Raw genomic sequence first — 18,407 nt, forward strand, 5'->3', positions numbered from 1 at the left:
ATCAACGTTCGGCGATCTGGATCGCCACAACAGGAAAGGGTGGGCCCGTGAAGATTTGGTGTACGCAGTGGACCAGATTACTGGTCATCGTGAGCACTGCCGCGTTGGCGGCTGGACTCACGGGATGCTCGAAAGAACCCAAATCTGAGCAACTTTCGCCCGCCGACGCCAAGGGCATCGCCATGGATGCGTATGTCTACGGCTACTCGCTGGTCACGGTGGAGATGACCCGCCGCATCATGACCAACGTCGAGAAGATTGAATCTCCGCGCGCGCCAATGGGACAGCTCATGCGGATGCGGGAGTATCCGAACGCTCAGTTCCGGGATATCACGGCTCCGAACGCCGACACCCTCTATACCAACGGCTTCATCGACGTCGCCAAGGAACCGTGGGTGCTGAGCCTGCCCGAGGCCAACGACCGGTACTACCTGTTCCCGATGCTCGATGGGTGGTCCAATGTCTTCGAAGTTCCCGGCAAGCGCACCACGGGCACCGGACCGCAGACTTATGCCATCACCGGCCCCGGCTGGAAAGGCACACTGCCCCAAGGCGTCAAGGAGTACAAGTCGCCGACATCCATCGTGTGGCTGCTCGGCCGCACGTACTGCACGGGCACGCCGGAAGACTATGCCGCTGTCCACAAGTTGCAGGACGAGACCACGCTGGTGCCGCTGAGCTCGTACGGCAAGCCATACACCCCGCCGGCCGGCAAGGTGGACCCGAGCATCGATATGAAAACCCCTGTGCGCGATCAGGTGAACAAACTGAGCACCAAGGAGTACTTCGATCTGCTGGCCTCTCTGATGAGGGACAACCCACCCGCCGAGGCCGATAAGCCCATGGTGGAGAAGATGGCCAAGATCGGCATCGAGGCCGGCAAGCCCTTCGACCTCGACAAGCTCGGCGCCGGAACCGTCGGCGAGCTGCAGTCGGTGCCCAAGGAAGCCTTCGCCAAGATCATGGCCCATTTCAAGGATGCCGGCGACAACATCAACGGCTGGGTATTCACCACGAAGACGGGCCAATACGGCACCGAGTACCTGCAGCGCGCGACGATCGCCGCCATCGGTCTGGGCGCCAACCGGCCTCAAGACGCCGTCTACCCCACCTCAGAGGTCGACAGCACCGGTGAGCCCTACGACGGCGCGAACAAGTACACGCTGCACTTCGCCAAGGATCAGCTGCCTCCCGCCGAGGGATTCTGGTCGCTGACGATGTACGACGAGGGCTACTTCTTCGTGGACAACCCGCTCAACCGCTACACGCTGAGCCAGCGCAACACGCTCACTCCGAACGCCGATGGTTCGGTGGATCTGTATCTGCAGCGCGAGAACCCGGGACCCGAGAGGGAAGCGAACTGGCTGCCCGCACCGGCCGGGAAGTTCAACCTCATGCTTCGCCTGTATTGGCCCAAGGAAACGCCGCCGTCGATCATTGACGGCACTTGGAAACCGCCTGCCGTTCAACGTGTCCCCTGATCTGAGGAGTCCATATGAAACTGATTGCCACAAGCCTGTTCACCGCTCTCGGCGCCGCGGCGCTCATCACCGCTGCGGTCGCGAACGCCGAACCGGACCGCCCGGACAACTGCACGGCGGCCGACCTGGCCGGCGTTTCGGCGGGCGTCGCGGCGTCCACGTCGAGCTACCTGTTCACCCATCCGGACGTCAACGAATTCTTCACCGGCCTGCAGGGGCGTCCGCACCCAGAGGTGCAAGCCGCAGTGAAGGGCTACATGGAGGCCAACCCGGACACGGCAGCAGAGCTGCGCGGCATTCGGCAGCCGCTCGTCGATCTGCGGGACCGATGCCAGCTGCCCGCCGCCGCACCGCAGGTACAGCCATGAAGCGCCTAGTGGGTACGGCGATTGCGTTGCTGGCCGGGCCGGCGGCGCTGATCGTCATCGCGCCGTCCGGCACGGCCAACGCCGACGTATGCGTGGGAGCCGGACGACGTGTGCAGGTCAGCGGCTGCGCCAACATCGCCGACGCGGTGCAACCGTACGTGCCTCCCCCGGCGTACTACGCCCCGATGCCGGAGGATCCTCCACCACCACCTCCGGGGCCGAATGTCAGTGCGTGCGTGCACTACAACGGCCGCTGGGTGAGCGCTGGAGGCTGCAACCCCTAGCGGGTGATGTACTCGACGAGCGCCGGGTGCAGCCGGTGCCGGCCAAAATCGGCGGCCGGGTCGGGCCGCCAAAAGATCGGCAGGTCGTTCTCCTCGGCTGCGCGATGGCATTTGATCAGCAGCTCATCATTCAGGGGTTCGACAGCCCGCTGGCTCAGTGCTGATTTGAGCTCGTCGGGCAGTGCCCTCCAGATTGCTTCAGGGTTCAGATCCTCGGTCACACAGCGCCTCTCACTCTTGCCCAGGGCACTGACCAGTGCCCTGGAGTCGCTTTTCCCGACCAGATCCTGGGTTGATCACTGCGCCACGCCGCTATTGGCCACTTCAGCCACACTCACCTGAGTGCCGGGGGTCGTCAACGAGTCGCGCAGGATGATCGCCGAAGGCTCAGCCCCGGCGGGGATATCGAACGCTATGGACGCCACCACGCTGTCGCCGGGACCCAAGTCTGCGCCGAGCAAGGGCTGCGAGGCCGTCTGGTCCGCGCCGAAGGTTTGATCGCCCGCAACGAGTTGCTGAATGGCAGGCTCGAACCGCTGAGGAGTATCGCCGTCATTGACGACACGCACACCGACCAGAACGTGACCGCCCTGCACGGCTTGGGGCAGTGCGGGATCGCCTGTCACCGGGGATGCCGTGACGTCAGTCACGGCGACGGCTAACTGGCCGACTCGCACCTCGCGCCTAAGGACGCCACCATCGGGTGTCACCGAAGCAACTTCATGAACTAGCGTCGATCGAGAGCCACTGAAGTTCCTGCCGTCTTCGATACCCACCAGCGTGGCAACCACAATGCAGGTCGCGATAACACCGCCGAAGATCATCGGCGCCGCAGGAAAATTGCCCGCGCCGCCGCGCGGATCGGCGACACCATTCTCACCTTCCTGCAAAGGTCGAGTCACAATAATGATCCTCAATTCGGGGTAGCGGTATCGCAGCTGAGGCCCCCCTCAATGGACAAGAGGCTAACATCAATAGAGCCTATCGGCACTGCAGAACATTCGTTACAGGCGATCACCAGCTGTTTGCGAGGAACTACCGATAGTCCGTGATGTCAGGTCTGCCTGCCTTTGCTACTTCCGAGACCCGGATGGTCCGCACCCGAGACCAGCGACTATGATGGCAGGTGAACGATGCGGTCATCTCTGCGGTCATCTCTGCGGGCGGCCTGTTTGCCACTGGATATCCCTCGGCGTTCGGGGCAGCGCACCGCCACGATGGGTCGGGGCGGCCGGTCACAAGGAGCGCTCAGCGTCCCGTTCTACACCGAAATTGTGGTCAGCCGTACTGGGCAGCAAGCTTGCCGATCACGGTGGTGAACTCGTCCATGGTGGTGTCGAGGATGTCTTTCACAGACTCGACCGCACCAATGCGCCCGGCGACCTGACCGCCGAGAGGTACGAAGGTGTCCATGTTGCCTCCGAAGTAGAGGTCCAACGGATTCCCGGTTTCCAGCAGTGACACCAGATCTCGCCGTTCCATCTCCTCGGTGCGCTCGCTGCGTAACGCGCGCAGGCCCGGCTTGGTCAGCCGGTTGAGCAGCACGGTGTCGGTCTCGCGGGCCGCGACCACCGCCGCCTTCCAATTGCCATGGATGGGCGACTCAGCGGCCGACATCATCCGGGTGCCCATCTGCACACCCTCGGCGCCGAGCGCGAACGCGGCGGCCATCGACGCACCGTCACAGATGCCTCCGGCGGCGATGATGGGCACGTCGACGTGTGAGCGCACCAGGGGCAGCAGCACCATGGTGGAGGCACCCTTCGGGTCTTTGAAGCCACCGCCCTCGACGCCCTCCACCACCAGCCCATCGACTCCGGCGTCGACGGCCTTGAGCGCGGCAGCCAGCGTAGGGACCACGTGAAAGACTGTGAGCCCGTTGTCTTTCAGGATGCGTGTGTACTTGTTGGGGTCCCCCGCGCTCGTCGTCACGAACGTCACGCCCTGATCGACGACGAATTGCGCAATGGCCGGGTCTCGCACGAAGGCCTGCGCGATGTTCACGCCGAACGGTTTGTCGGTGAGGTCACGCATGGCGCGGATCTCGCCCTTGATGGCGTCGAGCTCGCCGGAGCTGGTTTCGATGATGCCGAGCCCGCCGGCATTGCACACCGCGCTCGCCAGTTGTGCCCGCGCGATCCAGCCCATCGGGGCCTGCACGATCGGCCGCTCGATGCCCAGCAGTTCGGTCACCCGGTTGGAGATCATCAGCCGATTAGAGCAGATTCGCGAGCAGAACCCTCCGGATCAACAGCACGGAATTGAAACGCCGTGCGATTAGAGATGTTGGACGCCGCCTATCCAAGTCTGGGCAGGAACCAGATGCTTCAGTTCCTGAGCCGGCACGAGATAGGGGTCGACGGGCCAGACGGTGAAATCGGCTGCGTAGCCAGGAAGTAGCCGGCCCCGGAGCCCTTCCTCGCGCAGCAGCTGGGCGGCCCTGGTGGTATGTAACGTGACGGCAGTTTGTCGATCTACCGCCTCGCTCTCGCCACGCACTCCGGCAATGGTCTGTCGCGTTGTCAGGCCCCATACCGAGTGCATAGCCCCGAACATGCCAACCGGGTAATCCGAGCCCGCCGCGACCGTCACACCGGCTTCGACCCAACTCCGCACGGGGAAAAGCCTTTCTACGCGTTCAAGACCCCAGTACGTTTCCTGCACGTGGGCGACGTCGTGCAGAAGTGGGTGCTGGATGGTGACGGCAACCCCGAGTGACGCAGCCCGGCGGCGCTGCTGGGCCGTCGCCAGACCGCCGTGTTCGATAACGAGGCTGCCTACGGGAAGCGCTGGATGCCGCGCGCGTACCCGGCCGAAGATGTCGAGCAGTTCTCCCACCGCCCTGTCGCCATAGGCGTGCACACCAACTCTCCAGCCTGCCGCCAGCACTCGTTCGATCGCCCGTTCAAGCCGGGTTGGATCCCAGGTGAGGAAGCCGAAGTAGTCGTCCCTGCCCGCGTAGTGCTCGCAGGTGGCCCCCGCTTCCAGCCCACCGTCAAAGACAAACTTCAAACCCCAAATCTGAAGGTATGCATCATTATTCGAATGCCATGGGGCGAGCTCCGCAAGCACCTGCGCCAGCTCGGAATCGCTGGACATCGGGGCGATACCGACAAGCACGCGCATGCGGACATGCAACGCCCCCGCGTCGCGGGCCGCCTTGAGGAACGCCAGATCCCACAGCGGCACAAAGCAATCCCGAACTGTCGTGATGCCAGATGCCACATACCTACGGCTGGCAACTCCCATCGCCGCAATCCGTTCGGATTCCGTAACCGCGGGCATCGCCTTGGTCACTGAAAACACCGCGTTGTCAAGAAGGCGTCCGTCTAGCCGACCGTCTACATCGCGCCCAAAGTGGCCACCTGGCATATCGCCGACGTCCTCGCACACCCCAGCGGCCGCTAGCGCAGCACTGTTAGCCACCGCATTGTGGCCACCACGTTTGACCAAAATGGGCACGAGGACGCTCACCGAGTCCAGCTCGGCACGTGTCGGCAGCCGGCGCTCTGCCAAATTGAGCTCCTGCCAATGACTTCCAGTAACAACCCACTGCCCCGTCGGCGTCTTGGTGACCTGACCGCCGAGCAGGTCCAGCAGCTCCGCGACAGACCGTACATCGCATGGCTCCACCGAACCCACGCTCTCGATCGCCGCCATGAGGTGTGTATGCGTGTCGTCAAATCCTGGAAGTACATAGGAGTCAGAGAGGTCGACGCTGCGCGTTGCGGGCCCGACCAGATCTGCGAGCTCACTCTCGCTGTCTGCCGTGGCAACGACATAGCCGTCCGTCACCGCGAACGCCTGCCGACGCACCTCCGGTAGATCCGGGTCGGGATACAGAGCCTTTGCCCTAACGACGAGATCAGCCTGCCGGACAATGGAATCCACTATCACTCCGTTCGATTCTCGTCATGCAGAGCCGGTCAGTCAGCGATCGGAATACGCGTCCCCTCGACAGGAACAATGTCGATCAGGGAATCCAGCGCGGCAAGCATCCGGACCGGATCACTGCGCACATCACTAGGCAAGTCGTCGATCTTCCACACACCTTCACTGCCTGCAGGCGTCCAGCCTGACACGAAAATGCAGGGAATCGCCGCAGAATCATTCCAGAAGTCGTGAATAACACCGCGAGGCACGAACACGAAGTCACGGGGCTGGAACACGGCACTACGGCCGGCCGCCTGCATTGAGAGCTTCCCACTCACAACATAGAAGTACTCGTCATATGTGCGATGCCAGTGCAGCCCAGGGCCGTCACCCTGGGGGGAAATCGTGTACTCAACGACCGCCGCCGCCCCCCTAGTGTCGTTGCCATCCAACAGCAATCGCACCGTGTCGTGGTTTTCTCCGCCGGGCATCCCCAGCGCGGGCAGTGCCCGCTCGTCCGCGCGACGGACAATCACACCATCCTCGTGCGGGCGTGTCACCACCTCCCCGGTTCGCGAGAGATCTGGTTTGGGATAAATGCCGAGGCTCATTGCGGTTCCTTTCTTCCAGACACAGGCGTTACGATACCATCCAGTATCGTAACGCCTGTGGGCCATACTAGCTAGTGACATGGGCCACTTGGCGACTCAACTCAGGTGGCCTTGAACAGGAGAAATCTGCGATATGGCAAGGCCGATGGACCCCAGCCGGAACCAGGCAGCTATCGACGCCACGCGGGAGTTATTGACCACGGTCGGCTATGCGGGCTTCAGCATGGACGACGTCAGCCGACGGATTGGCAGCTCGAAAAACACGATCTACCGACGATGGCCATCGAAGGTAGCCCTGGTGATGGCGTCCATAACCGGGGACACACCCCAAAGAGCTCACGCGAGTGCGTCATTGCGAGAAGACCTGCTGTCGTTGGCCGCATCGCATCTAGGCGCCGCTGACGGAATGAGCGTCCCGGTCCTCGCAGGTGTGCTCTGGGCAATGCGAACAGACCAGGAACTTGCCGACGCAGTGCTGCACGAGATCGCCGAGACCAGGAATTCTGAATTCCTGGGGGCCCTCACCGCAGCTCACGACCGCGGTGAAATCACTGAAATACCAAAGAACTGGCGTCAGATCGGCGAGCTGCTACCGGCGGTACTCATGTACCGGTTTGCCGTCAGTCAGCCGACAGACATGCACGACCTTGAACAAATCATCGACGATGTTGTGCTGCCGCTCGTGCGCCCTCCGCAATCAGCATCAGCGCACTCCCCAAGGCGCGCCTCCTCGGAGCCCCACCGGACAAAAGACAAGTCGGCCCCCAGGGATGTCCAAGTGCCCACAACGGGTACCTGGCTCGAAGGCGGGAACTAGCCGAAGAACATGTTGCGCCGGCCGGCAAGCAGCCGGTACAGCGTCTGCTGAATCGTCTCGCGCACCTGATCGGTGACTTCGAACGTCACCATCGGGTCGTCAGCGGCGGCGTCGTCGTACCCGTGCGTCGGGATGGGCGTGCCGAACTCGATATGCCACTTGGACGGCAGCGGCACCAGCCCAACCGGTCCGGCAGCCGGGAACAGGGGCGTCACCGGGAAGTATGGCAACCCGAACAACCGGGCGATCACCTTCAGATCGGCAATCATCGGATAGATCTCTTCAGATCCAACGATCGAGCACGGGATGATCGGAGCACCCGTCTTGATGGCCGCCGAGACGAACCCACCGCGACCGAAGCGCTGCAGCTTGTAGCGGTCCTTGAACGGCTTGCCCAGGCCCTTGTATCCCTCGGGGAACACGGCGGTGAGCTCGCCGGCCGACAGTAGCCGGTGCGCATCGGTGCCACAGGCCAGCGTATGTCCGGCTTTTCGCGCTAACTGACCCAGGAAAGGTGCGTCGAACACCATATCGGCCGCCAGGTTGCGCAGGGTCCGGTTGCCGGGGCAGCGGTCGTGCACGGCCACCGAGAGCATCAACCCATCTAGCGGCAGCACACCCGCATGGTTAGCCACCACCAGTGCTCCGCCGGTCGCCGGGATGTTCTCCACGCCGGTCACGTCCACTCTGAACCATCGGTTGAACAATGGCCTCAGCAAAGGTAATAGCAGCGATTCGTTGAGGTGCTCGTCAAAGCCGAAATCGTCGACGCTGTAGTCGCCGCCCACCCGCCTACGGATGAACTCAGCGACGGCGGCAATGTTGGCCGCGAGTACGGTCAGCGACTCATCATCGCCGACGTTCGCGTTGCCCTGCGCCGCGCGGATCTCATTGAGGTCGTGGATCACCGCGGCGGTATCCACGCCCGGCGCACCGCTGCCCATCGATGACGGGTGGCGTCGTCCGGCGTCGGCGCGCGCCTCGGCCCGGCGAGCACGTGCAGCATGGCGTTCCGAGTTACCCTGTAGTTGAATAACTTTCGCCTTGGTCTCACCGGCCATGCCTGTCACCTCCACCCTTAGCTACGAACTGATCTTCTGCGCGAGAGCCACCGCACGATCTCCCAATGAGCGTACCCACTCCGGCTCAATAACTGGAGTGATCCCGCGGCCTCGCACGTAATCTCCGAAAGCTCCGACCGTCGTCCATTTGGGCTGATACCCGAGCTCGGTCTTCATCCGCGTGTTGTCCACAGCGCGCCCGTATGCCAGCCAATCACGCTGTTCGGTGCTCAGTTCGGTGTAGCGGGTGCCTTTGGTGACGGACGCGATCGCCGATACCGCAAACGAAGGCACTGGGATGCCGAGCTGACCGGAGCGGCGGACCGCCTGCGACATCATCATCACGCCATCAGCAGCGATGTTGAAGGTTCCCGACTTCCCTGCCATGGTGGCCCGCTCGAGCGCACCGAGGGCGTCCTGCTCATGTAGCAGCTGCAGGCGGGCGTCACGTCCGATCATGGTGGGAACCAACGGACCCGCCAGGTATCGGGCCAGCGCGGTATCCATACCGGGACCGATCAGATTGGCCAGACGCAGGATCGTCACCGCAAGATCGGGGCGACGACGGCCCAGGCCGCGCGCATAACTTTCGATGTCGATGCTGTCACGTGCGAACCCGTCGCCAGGTGGGCGTCGTGCGCTCATCTCCTCGGTGAACATCACCGGATCGCGACCACCGGATCCGTACACCTGTGAGGTGGACTTCACGATGAGGCGCCGTACGGCGGGTGCCTTCTGGCAGGCCGCGAACAGCTGCATCGCGCCCATCACGTTCAGTTCTTTAAGCGCAGCGCGCCCACCGGAACGCGGCGAGTACGAGGCCGACGCGGTGTGTACCACCGTGTCGACCTCGCCGTTGCGAATGACCTTCGCGATGAACGGGTTGCGGATATCGGCCCGCACGAACTCGGCCCGACCCATCCTGCGCAGCAGGTCCTTGCTTGGCGCGACAGCATCCACCGCAATGACGCGGTTGATCATCGGATTCTGGACCAGGCGCGCGGCCAGGTAGCCCCCGAGGAATCGACTGGCTCCGGTGACCAGCACCACCCTGGGGTAGTGCAGATTGGTCTCACCGGTGCTCACGGACGAAGCCTAACCATCAAGGCACCAATGGGCATCCCGAGCGGACACCCACTAACGCAAGGTTTACTTACCGAGTTTTCTGCGCTGAACCCGGGTGCGGCGAAGCAGCTTGCGGTGCTTCTTCTTGGACATACGCTTACGCCGCTTCTTGATGACTGAACCCATGAACTCCTGCTACCTACTTTGAAATCGTCTTTAACGTGGGGCGGTGCACAGCGGCTCGCGCCAGCCATACACGCAGCGCCCTAACCCATCAAGGTTTAAACCAGGGTGCTGCATGACTCTACCTGCTGCGGCCCCAGGTCAAGAAACCGGCAGAGCTGACCGTCGATGCCTGGGGGTACGCCCCCACGGGTGGGGGCACCCCCACCCGCGTGCGGGGGCCTATCCGGCGTCGAAGTAAGACGCCTGCAACAGATCGTTCACGGCCTTGGCGTGCACCCGGAACGACCGACCAACCCGCACCGCGGGCAGTTCGCCGTTGTGCACGAGCCGATAAACGGTCATCTTGCTGACGCGCATCAGCGCGGCGACCTCGGCGACCGTGAGGAACTGTGCCTTCCCTGGCTGACCTGTGGCCGCTGCGTCCCGACCCGGCTTTGCGCCGGCTCCGTCCCGCGGCCCGTTCATTGAAGTCATCGCATACCCATTTCCCTTGGCACGTGTCGTGCCGCCGATCTTCCCCACCGGCGGTACGGACACGCACGTGCTAGAAGGAGAATAGCGGGACCAGTGGGGTTACTGATACCCGTGTGGGCTAATTGGTCAAGATTTGGTTAAATTACTCTGATGTGATTCCGAGCTGCTCGGAGCGTGTTTTTGCGGCGTCGACGGCCGCGTAGACGCTTGCCCGCAAACCTCCGCGTTCCAATTCACGCAGCGCAGCGGCGGTCGTACCACCCGGTGAGGTAATCGTTGCGCGAAGCTCCGCGGCGGTCGTATCGACCTCCGTACGGGTCTGTAGCCCGGGGGCACGATTTTCGTCGGATTCGGCTCGTTCGAGGAGCATCGCGGCAGATCCGGCCATGGTTTGGATGACCAGATCGGTGGCGACGGGTCGGGTGAGCCCCGAGGCGACACCGGCGTCGACCAGCGCCTCGACAAGCAGGAAGAAGTACGCCGGGCCCGATCCCGACAGCGCGGTGACGGTGTCCATCTGCGATTCCGCGACCTTGATGACTGTGCCCACGGACTCCAGCAGCTCGGCGACGGCGCTCAGCTGCTCGTCATTCGCGAACCGCCCCTTGGCGACGGCGCTCACCCCGGCGCCGACGAGCATCGGGGCGTTGGGCATCACCCGCACCACCGGTGCGCCCGCGGCCAGTTTCGATTCGAAGAAGCCGGTGGACACCCCGGCGGCCACAGAAACCAACACCTGCTCGGTTTCCCGTTCGCTGCCTTCAGCGTCCAGTTTCGCGAGTGCCGAGGCGATCTCGGTGGTCGCGCTCTCCACGTCGGACGGTTTGACGGCCACGACGATGAAGTCGGCGCCCTCGACCGCGTCGGCCACCTCGCTGACCCGAATGGAGTACGCGTCCGCGAGCGCCTTGGCCCGAGCGGGCACCTTCTCCGAGACGACGATGTCCTTGGCTTGCCGTCCGGCCCTCAGCAGCCCGGAGATAAGTGCTTCGCCGATATTGCCGCCACCGATGATTGCGATTCTGGACATGGCGACCAGCATGGCAGACCAGTTAGCACACCCGGAAACGGCTTTCTGCACGCGTGCGCACACACTGCCCGGTTTATGACTATTCGCCGATCTCGCCCAAGTGGTAGCGCACGGCCGATACCCGGACTACAAGTTACATATGCCCCAACCGCAACGCCGCGCAGAGACGGCCCCTGTTGTCCCGCCTCAACCACTCGGCACCGATCTGCCTGACGGGGTGGGCGGCTGGGCGCAACCCGAGTTCGACCGGGTCGTCCGGAAATTCGCGGCGATGTACGTCGGCCGCACCGGAGGCGGCGGACTCTGCGTCTATGTCGACGGCGAACAGGTCCTCGATATCTGGGCCGGTGATGGCCAACCAGGTGTGCCCTGGACCCACGACACCGCGCCGATCGTCTACTCGGCGTCCAAGGGGATCACCGCCACCGTGATACATCGCCTGGCCGACCGCGGGCTGCTGAGCTACGACGCTCCGATGGCCCGCTACTGGCCCGCGTTCGCGGCCAACGGCAAGGAGGCGATCACTGTTCGGGAGGTCATGGCGCACAAGTCGGGGTTGGCGGCGCTGGCCCCGATCGCGTCCACTCCAGAAGAACTGCTCGACCATGAATTGATGGAGCAGCGCCTTGCCGCCGCGCCCGTGGGGCGCTACTACGGGAAGGCCGCCTATCACGCGATGAGTTACGGATGGCTGCTGGCAGGTTTGGCACGCGCGATCACCGGCGAGGACATGCGTGCGCTGTATCGCACCGAGATCGCGAAAACCCTTGGAGTGGAAGGCATCCACCTGGGCCGACCTCCCGCCGACTCGCCGACGGTTCCCGCGGGTATCTACGCCCAGTTGGCCAAGGCCGTCACGATGCCGCTGTTGTCCCGCGGCCTTTCAGTCGGGGCACGCATTGTCGACGCCCTTCCCGGTGCCCGGGGCGCCACCGGGGCGATCCACGTACCCGGGGCCGAACGCATCGTCGCCGACGACGGGCACGCCAGCGCACCGCTCTACGACACCCAGATGGGCGCGGGGAACGCCATCTGCACCGCACCTGCGCTAGCCAAGCTCTATGCCGCACTGAGCAACCGAGGAAGCGTCGACGGCCGGGAGCTGCTGTCGGCCGCGAAGGTCGCCGAACTCGCCCGCGGACGCGGGATCAGGCCCAGCCTGCCCGTCACCCGTGATATCTGGGAACTGGGCTACCACTGCATCCCCGCACCCGGATTCGTGGGCGGTTTCGGGCACATGGGCGCGGGCGGTTCCGCCGGGTGGGCGGACCCGAAGCGCCACATCGCCGTTGGATTGGCACACAACCACCTGGTGCTGCCCAACCCGCTGCACAACGTGGCCTTCCCTCGGTTGTGGGCCGCCACCGTCCGGAGTACCCGCTAGGCGGTGACCGCGAGTGCCTGTCGGTCCTCGGCGGCGAAGGTGTCTTCCAGCTGCAGCGGTGAGTAGTCGAGGTCGATCTCAGCGAGTGGGCGACCCCGCGCGCTGTTGATGGTCCCGAAACGCCGCATGCCCTTGTCGGCGGAGTACTGCATGAACTCGTCCAACACGAGCCCGAATGGGGTGTCCTCGCCGTACAGCGCAAAGCCTTCCTCGGTGAGACGCAAGGCGATCGGGATGAGTTCATTCATGCGGGCTTCGAAGACCGACCAGTTCGCATCATCGGCAGCGACATGGCGACGGCAGGTAAAGGTGCCCCAGGCCATGTGGCGCCGCTCGTCGTCGCCAATCCGGCGGATCAGTTCCTGCATACCGGGCAGGATCCCGCGGTCGACGCAAATCTTGTGCCACGCAAAATATCCCGTGAGAGCCAGCATGCCCTCCACGACATGGTTATAGGTCACCGACGCGCGCACCTGTGCCGCCGGCGACGGATCGGCGGCCAGGTTTCCGAGCGCATCGGGCAGCTCGTCGAAGAAGATCTCGCGGTACGCCGGCAGATCATCGAGATATCCGTGCAGGTCGTCGCTGACCCCTACCGCGTCGAGCCATAGCCGGAACACCTGCGTGTGCTTGGCTTCCTCAAAGGCGAACTGGGTCAAATACATTTCATCGCCGAGCCGCCCCTCGGCGCGCATCGCCGACATGAACGGCTGAATGTCCTGGGTCACCGATTCCTCGCCCGCGATGAACTGCGCGCACAGTCGGGTGGCGTAGTCACGTTCCCGATCCGTCAGCGATTCCCAGTCGGCGCGGTCGCGCGAGAAGTCGATATCGGCCGGATCCCAGAATTTGGCATTACCGCCAGCGAACAGCTTGAGCGGCAGCGAGTCCCAGTTAAGGCCTCCTTCGCGTAGCGATCCGTAATGCGTCCGCGTCATGAGGGCCTCCTAGTGTCGACATTGACCTAGTGACCATCCTGAATGTGATCCAGCCCACAATCAAGGATTTCGTCGAATGTCGAGTTTCTGCGGGTTCCTCTCGATCTTCCGCCCAGAAGGACAACGGCCGACGAGAAACCTGCCGGGCGCCACGCGTCAACTCACTACGCTGAGCCGATGTCGGACCGGACCGTAATTTTCGCCGCACTCTCTGCCAACCCAGATGTGCTGTTTGTGCGTCCCAGCCGCGAGATCTACATGCAGGACGAACTGCACGAAGAGGCCCGAGAACAGTTGCGCCAGTTGGGCCGGCCGCCTGGCAGTCCTTACGTCGGGTGGCATCATCAGCAGTCGTCATTCGACAAGGCCGGCCGGCTGGACGGCGCGCAGACCGTCTACTTCGGCGGCGATCTCGATGCGGTCCGCGCAGTGTTGGCGGGGGTCGCCAAGGCCGGATACCTCGTGGCCGGTGGCAGTAGCGATCAAGAGCCCTTCTTCGTCGCCGCCGACGCTCACCCCACGGCTGCAGCACCCCATCAGCTCGACGCGCTGCACGTCCGGCTGCGGCTGCTCACCGCGGACTGGATGAAACAGGAACTGCGCGACGGCGAGGAAACCCTGCTGCACAATGTGATTCAGTCCGAAGAGCTCGCCGATCTACACGCGATGGCGCGCGCTGTACTACGCACACGCGGCCTGCTCACCCGCGCGGACATCGACCCCGCCGCGCCGGATTTCAGACCGGAGATGCTGGCCGAGGTGGGCGACCCGGACGCCGTGGAGACGGCCCGTCAGCTCGCCCTTGGGGACGGGTGCGTCCTGTCGTACCTCCGTCTGGTCACGGCCAGCGGCGAGGATCCGGTAGCAGCCGGTATCGCGCTGGCCGAAGAGATCCGGGCAGCCACGATGGCAGATCCCGCTCGGCAGCGCGAAAGGCTCCGCGCCGTCGCGTACGCCATCGAGCCCGCGCGCAAGGAAGTCACCCAGGACGAGTACCCCGAGGCTATCCGTAATACCTTCCTCGACGAACGGTTGCCGGTGTGGCTGCGGGCGTATGTAGCGCTGGACAGCATTAATCTGCCGGATCGCCAGTGGGCCAGCACTACACCAAGATTCGCCGACGCCTCACACGCGACCGCGCCCATCACCGATGTCGATGGATGGCTCAACGACGTCGATGCGCTCTTGAGGGAAGCCAACTTCCCGCCATCCCCCGGGTTCGATCCGGAGAACAGCGTGGATCGACAGTTCGCCACCGAGTTCCGGGAGCGCATCACGAGCAAGCATGCCGACGGCGTGCGCGCCATCCTGGCCGACCCGCTCGCCAGGGAACCGGCGCTCGCGGTGGCGCTGCAACTGCTGCACACCGAAAAGCTGCTCCGTGCTTCGGACTTGGATCCGCTGCGGAAGACCTGGAAGAAGCGCCTGTTCGTCAAGCCCGACACCTACACGCCCGCCGCTCCGGCAATCGTGACTTTCCTGGGGGCGCTGATCGAATTCTCGGATCCCTTGGGGGACAGCATCGCTCAGGTGGTGCTTGCCGACACCCGCAAGTGGTCGGCGCCAATTCGACAGTTCATCCAGGGATTGATCGCCGCCGATCAGACCGCCGTTGACGAGCTGTGGGAGATCGTCGCCACCACGGGAAACCACGAAGCCGCGCAGGCCTACTGCCTCGCGCGAGCGCGCCTGGAGGGCATCTCACCGACGGCGGTGGCCGCCGATTCCATTGAGCGCCTGCCTAAAACGCCGAAGTACCTGCGAAGCTGTATGGCCACCCCCGCCATCGCCTTCGCGGACGGCACCCCGCTGTGGGCTCGCCACTACTACAACGACATGTCGTTACGTCGGATCGATGCGGCGTTGCGGGTGGCGGCGGACCCCACACTCCCCGTTGCAATTCGCCGCGAGGCGCAGCGGATGGTCGGCACCTCGGCCTATCTGGAGTATCCGGACTCGAGGCACTGGTCCCAGCATCCGGCCGATGTGGTGGCCCTGGCCGAACGGCGAGTTGCGTTGGGGGACATCACGGAGACCGTCGCAGAGGCGCCCGCCGAGGAACGTCCGTCGTGGGTACGCCGCATCCAAAACAGCGTCAGGCGGGCACGCAGATGATGACCGGGATCTCCCGGTCGGTGTTCTTCTGGTAGCCCGCATAGCCAGGGTTGACCTTGACGATCGTCGGCCACAGCGCGGCCTTCTCTTCGGCGGAGGCGGTGTGCGCCGTGAACGGACGCGTCACGTCGTCGACCGCGATCTCGACGGCGGGATTCGCGACCAGGTTTTTGTACCAGGCCGGATTCTCCGTGCCGCCACCGTAGGACGCGACCAGCACGACCTTGTCGGGTTCGTAGATCGGCGCGGTCAGCAGGGTGCCGCGGCGCTGCCCCGTCTTGCTACCGATGGTGTACAGCTCCACTGGCTGCATGCCGAGCACCTTCTTGGGATAGCGACCGCCGGTCAACGCGAGCAGGACCCGGTGCCCGTTCTCCAGGCCCCACGCACCGGCCCGGATTGCCCAATCGGGTTGCGTACCCATAGAAATTCTCCCTAAACCGGTTCGCAGATGACGACCGGGATGTCCCGCTGCGTGCTGCGCTGATAGCCGTCGTACGGATTGCCGACTCCGCGGGTGATCTCGGGCCACAGCGCGGCCTTCTCGTCCTTTGAGGCGGTTCGTGCGGTGTACGGCTTCGTTTCGCCGCGGACGGTGATCTCGACATTCGGGTTGGCGACCAGATTCAGGTACCAGGCCGGGTTATGCGATGCCCCACCGAGCGAGGCGATCACGACGATCCGCTCCGGGGTGAAGATGGGTGAACTCAGCAGGGAGGAGCGACGTTCACCGGACTTGCGCCCAATGGTGTGCAGCTCCAACGTCGGCATGGTGCCGAGCTTGTGGGGCCAGCGCCCGCCGGTGAGCTTCAGCAGGGTCCGGTGCCCGTTCTCCAGCACCCAAGCGCCCTTTTCAGCCACCCAATCGGGTGTGCGCTGCTTGTCGCCCATACCTGTTTACTCCTTTGACGAGGTCCCCTACGGAAAGGTACACCGATCAGTTTGAGGGCACCATTGCAAGCTGACGCGACTGCACCACGAGGGCGCCCTCGGAGTCAATGACGGTGTGTTCAGAATCAAACCAATGCTGGCCGATCTGGTTGGTGCTGCACAGCACCCGCAACCAGCCGTCCGACGGCAGCGTGCGCAGGTACGTCGTCAGCTGCACAGTAGGGGCCCAGCCGAAGCGCCCCAACGGGAACGTCACCGGCACCGAGATATCGCCGCACACCAACGCAAACAGCCCGTCGGGCGCCATATCGCGGGGCCGTGCCCACAGCACGATCTCTGGCTTGCCGCGCTCACTCAGATCGCTCATCGACCGCAACGAGGGCCGCACGTCGAACCCGCCGAAGAGGTGGAAGATGTCGCCCATCGGATGGCCCTCGCCGATCGGGGCCACTCCCGGCGGCGGTTCGGCGGGCAGCTGGGTCAACGCCGGCGGCAGCGCCGTCAACAGCGGGCCCACATGCTGCTCGGGAGTGCCCAGCGTGACGATGGCGTGCACCGCGGTGCGATCACCCTGAATCAGCTCAGCATCGACGAGTGAAATCTGCCGGCCGCGCTTGCGCACCGTTGTGCGTACCTGCATATCCCCCGGCGAGGGCGCGAACAGATAGCTTGCGCTGACTGCGATCGGCTCAGATTCTCCGAGAGTTTGTCGTGCCGCCCCGGCGAGCAGGGCCAGCATGACGCCGCCGTGCAGCTTGGGTCCGATGGTCCAGATGTCGCTGAGATGCGCGTCAAACAGTCCGTCCCCCGACGAGGCGAGGGACATGGCTTGCGCGAACGGGGCGTTACTCGTCACCCGTCTATCGCACCAGATGCTCCGACGGAGGGCGCGATCGGGCCGCGTCCAATGCCCGCGAGTGTGCGGTTTTCGGTGAAATTAGCCCGAAAACCACCGCAATCCGCACACTCGGCACAACGGCCCTATCGCACCAGATGCGTTCGGGCGAACTGCAGAGACTCCCTGAGAATGGCTTCGCGCTGGTCCTCGGTGCGCGCATATGAGGTGTGCACCTCCAGCACCACCTGGCCGGAGAAATCGCCGGCGGCCAGCTCCCGACACACCTGAGCGACGGGCTGAGTTCCCTTGCCGGGCACCAGATGTTCGTCGACGGAGGCACCCGTTCCATCGGTGAGATGCAGGTGCGTCAGCCCCGATCCCATCCGGTGCATCATGTCCAGCGCATCGGTACCGGCGGTCGCGGTGTGCGAGAGGTCCAGCGTGTAGTGCGCATGATTGGCATCGGTGGGGTCGAAGGACGGCGCAAAGGCCGAGACGCCGACACCCGGCCTGCCGCCGCGGCGCTTCATCCGCTCCACCGACGTCTGCCCGGCGCCGAACAGGCGGTCGGCGCGCAGCGGGAACATGTTCTCCACCGCCACGTGAACATTGCTCGAATCCTCCAGCGATGCAACCTGTTCAGCGAATCCCTCGGCGTACCGACGCTGCCAGCGAAACGGCGGATGCACCACCACAGTGCTCGCGCCCAGCCTTTCGGCGACGCGCACGCTGCGTTCAAGCTTGGATATCGGGTTGGCCCCCCAGACGCGCTGTGACACCAGCAGACACGGGGCATGCACGGACAGCACCGGCATGTCGTACTTGCGAGAGAGATTCGCGACGGCATTTTCATCCTGGCTGACCGCCTCGGCCCACACCATGAGCTCGACTCCGTCGTACCCGAGTCGGGCCGCATACTCGAAGGCCGCTTCGGTTTTGAGCGGATACACCGAGGCCGTCGACAGACCAATCTTGATCGCAGGGCGCACGG

General features: G+C 64.1%; 21 protein-coding genes. 6 read left to right on the top strand and 15 right to left on the bottom strand.

Annotated features, from left to right (window positions below; translation table 11 throughout):
* Positions 1 to 47: 47 nt before the first annotated feature.
* The 3 genes from FZI91_RS04805 to FZI91_RS04815 are packed head-to-tail and all read left to right on the top strand — an operon-like array spanning position 48 to position 2,133.
* Positions 48 to 1,481 (top strand): DUF1254 domain-containing protein, encoded by a 1,434-nt coding sequence (locus FZI91_RS04805; RefSeq protein ID WP_162526693.1) that lies wholly within the window; start codon positions 48 to 50, stop codon positions 1,479 to 1,481.
* A gap of 14 nt (positions 1,482 to 1,495) precedes the next feature.
* A complete protein-coding gene (locus tag FZI91_RS04810; RefSeq protein ID WP_155937526.1) occupies positions 1,496 to 1,849 on the top strand; it encodes a heme-binding protein in 354 nt (117 codons plus the stop codon).
* Complete coding sequence (locus tag FZI91_RS04815; RefSeq protein ID WP_155937527.1) at positions 1,846 to 2,133, top strand: hypothetical protein; 288 nt, start codon at positions 1,846 to 1,848, stop codon at positions 2,131 to 2,133. The genes FZI91_RS04810 and FZI91_RS04815 overlap by 4 nt, the downstream gene beginning before the upstream one ends.
* On the opposite strand, the gene FZI91_RS04820 is transcribed toward FZI91_RS04815, so the two are convergent.
* From FZI91_RS04820 to FZI91_RS04840, 5 genes are all read right to left on the bottom strand, one after another.
* Entirely contained in the window at positions 2,130 to 2,354 is a 225-nt protein-coding gene (locus FZI91_RS04820; protein WP_155937528.1) for a hypothetical protein, read from the bottom strand. The two genes, FZI91_RS04815 and FZI91_RS04820, sit on opposite strands and share 4 nt — an antisense overlap.
* Positions 2,355 to 2,429: 75 nt before the next feature.
* Positions 2,430 to 3,035, bottom strand: coding sequence for a DUF4352 domain-containing protein (locus FZI91_RS04825; protein WP_155937529.1), 606 nt, complete (start codon positions 3,033 to 3,035; stop codon positions 2,430 to 2,432).
* Between the two features lie 376 nt (positions 3,036 to 3,411).
* The gene (locus FZI91_RS04830; RefSeq protein ID WP_309224212.1) at positions 3,412 to 4,359 is read right to left on the bottom strand and encodes a nitronate monooxygenase; all 948 of its coding nucleotides are present in this window, start codon (positions 4,357 to 4,359) and stop codon (positions 3,412 to 3,414) included.
* A gap of 51 nt (positions 4,360 to 4,410) precedes the next feature.
* Positions 4,411 to 6,024, bottom strand: a complete 1,614-nt coding sequence (locus tag FZI91_RS04835) for an amidohydrolase (protein ID WP_203448886.1) — start codon at positions 6,022 to 6,024, stop codon at positions 4,411 to 4,413.
* Positions 6,025 to 6,059: 35 nt separating this feature from the next.
* A complete protein-coding gene (locus FZI91_RS04840) occupies positions 6,060 to 6,617 on the bottom strand; it encodes a cupin domain-containing protein (RefSeq protein ID WP_162526692.1) in 558 nt (185 codons plus the stop codon).
* Positions 6,618 to 6,762: 145 nt separating this feature from the next.
* On the opposite strand from FZI91_RS04840, the gene FZI91_RS23640 reads away from it, so the two are divergent.
* Positions 6,763 to 7,434 (top strand): TetR/AcrR family transcriptional regulator, encoded by a 672-nt coding sequence (locus FZI91_RS23640; protein ID WP_203448885.1) that lies wholly within the window; start codon positions 6,763 to 6,765, stop codon positions 7,432 to 7,434.
* Here FZI91_RS23640 and FZI91_RS04850 read toward each other — a convergent pair.
* The 5 genes from FZI91_RS04850 to proC form a co-directional block, all read right to left on the bottom strand.
* Positions 7,431 to 8,495 carry a lysophospholipid acyltransferase family protein gene (locus tag FZI91_RS04850; protein WP_155937532.1) on the bottom strand — a complete coding sequence of 355 codons (1,065 nt, stop codon included), beginning with the start codon at positions 8,493 to 8,495 and terminating at the stop codon, positions 7,431 to 7,433. The two genes, FZI91_RS23640 and FZI91_RS04850, sit on opposite strands and share 4 nt — an antisense overlap.
* 21 nt (positions 8,496 to 8,516) lie before the next feature.
* Complete coding sequence (locus tag FZI91_RS04855; protein WP_162526691.1) at positions 8,517 to 9,581, bottom strand: SDR family oxidoreductase; 1,065 nt, start codon at positions 9,579 to 9,581, stop codon at positions 8,517 to 8,519.
* A 63-nt stretch (positions 9,582 to 9,644) separates the two neighbouring features.
* Positions 9,645 to 9,746 carry a 30S ribosomal protein bS22 gene (locus FZI91_RS04860; RefSeq protein WP_003402602.1) on the bottom strand — a complete coding sequence of 34 codons (102 nt, stop codon included), beginning with the start codon at positions 9,744 to 9,746 and terminating at the stop codon, positions 9,645 to 9,647.
* A gap of 219 nt (positions 9,747 to 9,965) precedes the next feature.
* Positions 9,966 to 10,220, bottom strand: coding sequence for a helix-turn-helix domain-containing protein (locus FZI91_RS04865; protein WP_162526690.1), 255 nt, complete (start codon positions 10,218 to 10,220; stop codon positions 9,966 to 9,968).
* A 142-nt stretch (positions 10,221 to 10,362) separates the two neighbouring features.
* Positions 10,363 to 11,250 (bottom strand): pyrroline-5-carboxylate reductase, encoded by an 888-nt coding sequence (gene proC, locus FZI91_RS04870; RefSeq protein ID WP_203448884.1) that lies wholly within the window; start codon positions 11,248 to 11,250, stop codon positions 10,363 to 10,365.
* Between the two features lie 139 nt (positions 11,251 to 11,389).
* On the opposite strand from proC, the gene FZI91_RS04875 reads away from it, so the two are divergent.
* The gene (locus tag FZI91_RS04875) at positions 11,390 to 12,634 is read left to right on the top strand and encodes a serine hydrolase domain-containing protein (protein WP_155937534.1); all 1,245 of its coding nucleotides are present in this window, start codon (positions 11,390 to 11,392) and stop codon (positions 12,632 to 12,634) included.
* On the opposite strand, the gene FZI91_RS04880 is transcribed toward FZI91_RS04875, so the two are convergent.
* Complete coding sequence (locus tag FZI91_RS04880) at positions 12,631 to 13,572, bottom strand: R2-like ligand-binding oxidase (RefSeq protein WP_155937535.1); 942 nt, start codon at positions 13,570 to 13,572, stop codon at positions 12,631 to 12,633. The two genes, FZI91_RS04875 and FZI91_RS04880, sit on opposite strands and share 4 nt — an antisense overlap.
* A gap of 177 nt (positions 13,573 to 13,749) precedes the next feature.
* On the opposite strand from FZI91_RS04880, the gene FZI91_RS04885 reads away from it, so the two are divergent.
* Entirely contained in the window at positions 13,750 to 15,687 is a 1,938-nt protein-coding gene (locus FZI91_RS04885; RefSeq protein ID WP_155937536.1) for a hypothetical protein, read from the top strand.
* Here FZI91_RS04885 and FZI91_RS04890 read toward each other — a convergent pair.
* The 4 genes from FZI91_RS04890 to FZI91_RS04905 form a co-directional block, all read right to left on the bottom strand.
* The gene (locus tag FZI91_RS04890; RefSeq protein ID WP_155937537.1) at positions 15,668 to 16,111 is read right to left on the bottom strand and encodes a nitroreductase/quinone reductase family protein; all 444 of its coding nucleotides are present in this window, start codon (positions 16,109 to 16,111) and stop codon (positions 15,668 to 15,670) included. The two genes, FZI91_RS04885 and FZI91_RS04890, sit on opposite strands and share 20 nt — an antisense overlap.
* A gap of 11 nt (positions 16,112 to 16,122) precedes the next feature.
* Positions 16,123 to 16,578 carry a nitroreductase/quinone reductase family protein gene (locus FZI91_RS04895; protein WP_155937538.1) on the bottom strand — a complete coding sequence of 152 codons (456 nt, stop codon included), beginning with the start codon at positions 16,576 to 16,578 and terminating at the stop codon, positions 16,123 to 16,125.
* 46 nt (positions 16,579 to 16,624) lie between these two features.
* Positions 16,625 to 17,404: a thioesterase family protein gene (locus FZI91_RS04900; RefSeq protein WP_155937854.1), complete on the bottom strand. Its 780-nt coding sequence runs from the start codon at positions 17,402 to 17,404 to the stop codon at positions 16,625 to 16,627.
* Positions 17,405 to 17,559: 155 nt separating this feature from the next.
* Positions 17,560 to 18,405, bottom strand: a complete 846-nt coding sequence (locus tag FZI91_RS04905; protein ID WP_162526689.1) for a sugar phosphate isomerase/epimerase — start codon at positions 18,403 to 18,405, stop codon at positions 17,560 to 17,562.
* Positions 18,406 to 18,407: the final 2 nt, after the last annotated feature.

Origin of the sequence: Mycobacteroides sp. CBMA 271, from assembly GCF_009729205.1 — a bacterium.
GTDB lineage: Bacteria > Actinomycetota > Actinomycetes > Mycobacteriales > Mycobacteriaceae > Mycobacterium.

Excerpts from the sequence above, each read along its gene's own strand:
- FZI91_RS04810 (WP_155937526.1), top strand. The coding sequence starts at position 1,496 with ATGAAACTGATTGCCACAAGCCTGTTCACCGCTCTCGGCGCCGCGGCG.
- FZI91_RS04815 (WP_155937527.1), top strand. The coding sequence starts at position 1,846 with ATGAAGCGCCTAGTGGGTACGGCGATTGCGTTGCTGGCCGGGCCGGCG.
- FZI91_RS04840 (WP_162526692.1), bottom strand. The coding sequence starts at position 6,617 with ATGAGCCTCGGCATTTATCCCAAACCAGATCTCTCGCGAACCGGGGAG.
- FZI91_RS23640 (WP_203448885.1), top strand. The coding sequence starts at position 6,763 with ATGGACCCCAGCCGGAACCAGGCAGCTATCGACGCCACGCGGGAGTTA.
- FZI91_RS04850 (WP_155937532.1), bottom strand. The coding sequence starts at position 8,495 with ATGGCCGGTGAGACCAAGGCGAAAGTTATTCAACTACAGGGTAACTCG.
- FZI91_RS04860 (WP_003402602.1), bottom strand. The coding sequence starts at position 9,746 with ATGGGTTCAGTCATCAAGAAGCGGCGTAAGCGTATGTCCAAGAAGAAG.
- FZI91_RS04865 (WP_162526690.1), bottom strand. The coding sequence starts at position 10,220 with ATGACTTCAATGAACGGGCCGCGGGACGGAGCCGGCGCAAAGCCGGGT.
- proC (WP_203448884.1), bottom strand. The coding sequence starts at position 11,250 with ATGTCCAGAATCGCAATCATCGGTGGCGGCAATATCGGCGAAGCACTT.
- FZI91_RS04875 (WP_155937534.1), top strand. The coding sequence starts at position 11,390 with ATGCCCCAACCGCAACGCCGCGCAGAGACGGCCCCTGTTGTCCCGCCT.
- FZI91_RS04880 (WP_155937535.1), bottom strand. The coding sequence starts at position 13,572 with ATGACGCGGACGCATTACGGATCGCTACGCGAAGGAGGCCTTAACTGG.
- FZI91_RS04885 (WP_155937536.1), top strand. The coding sequence starts at position 13,750 with ATGTCGGACCGGACCGTAATTTTCGCCGCACTCTCTGCCAACCCAGAT.
- FZI91_RS04890 (WP_155937537.1), bottom strand. The coding sequence starts at position 16,111 with ATGGGTACGCAACCCGATTGGGCAATCCGGGCCGGTGCGTGGGGCCTG.
- FZI91_RS04895 (WP_155937538.1), bottom strand. The coding sequence starts at position 16,578 with ATGGGCGACAAGCAGCGCACACCCGATTGGGTGGCTGAAAAGGGCGCT.
- FZI91_RS04900 (WP_155937854.1), bottom strand. The coding sequence starts at position 17,404 with ATGTCCCTCGCCTCGTCGGGGGACGGACTGTTTGACGCGCATCTCAGC.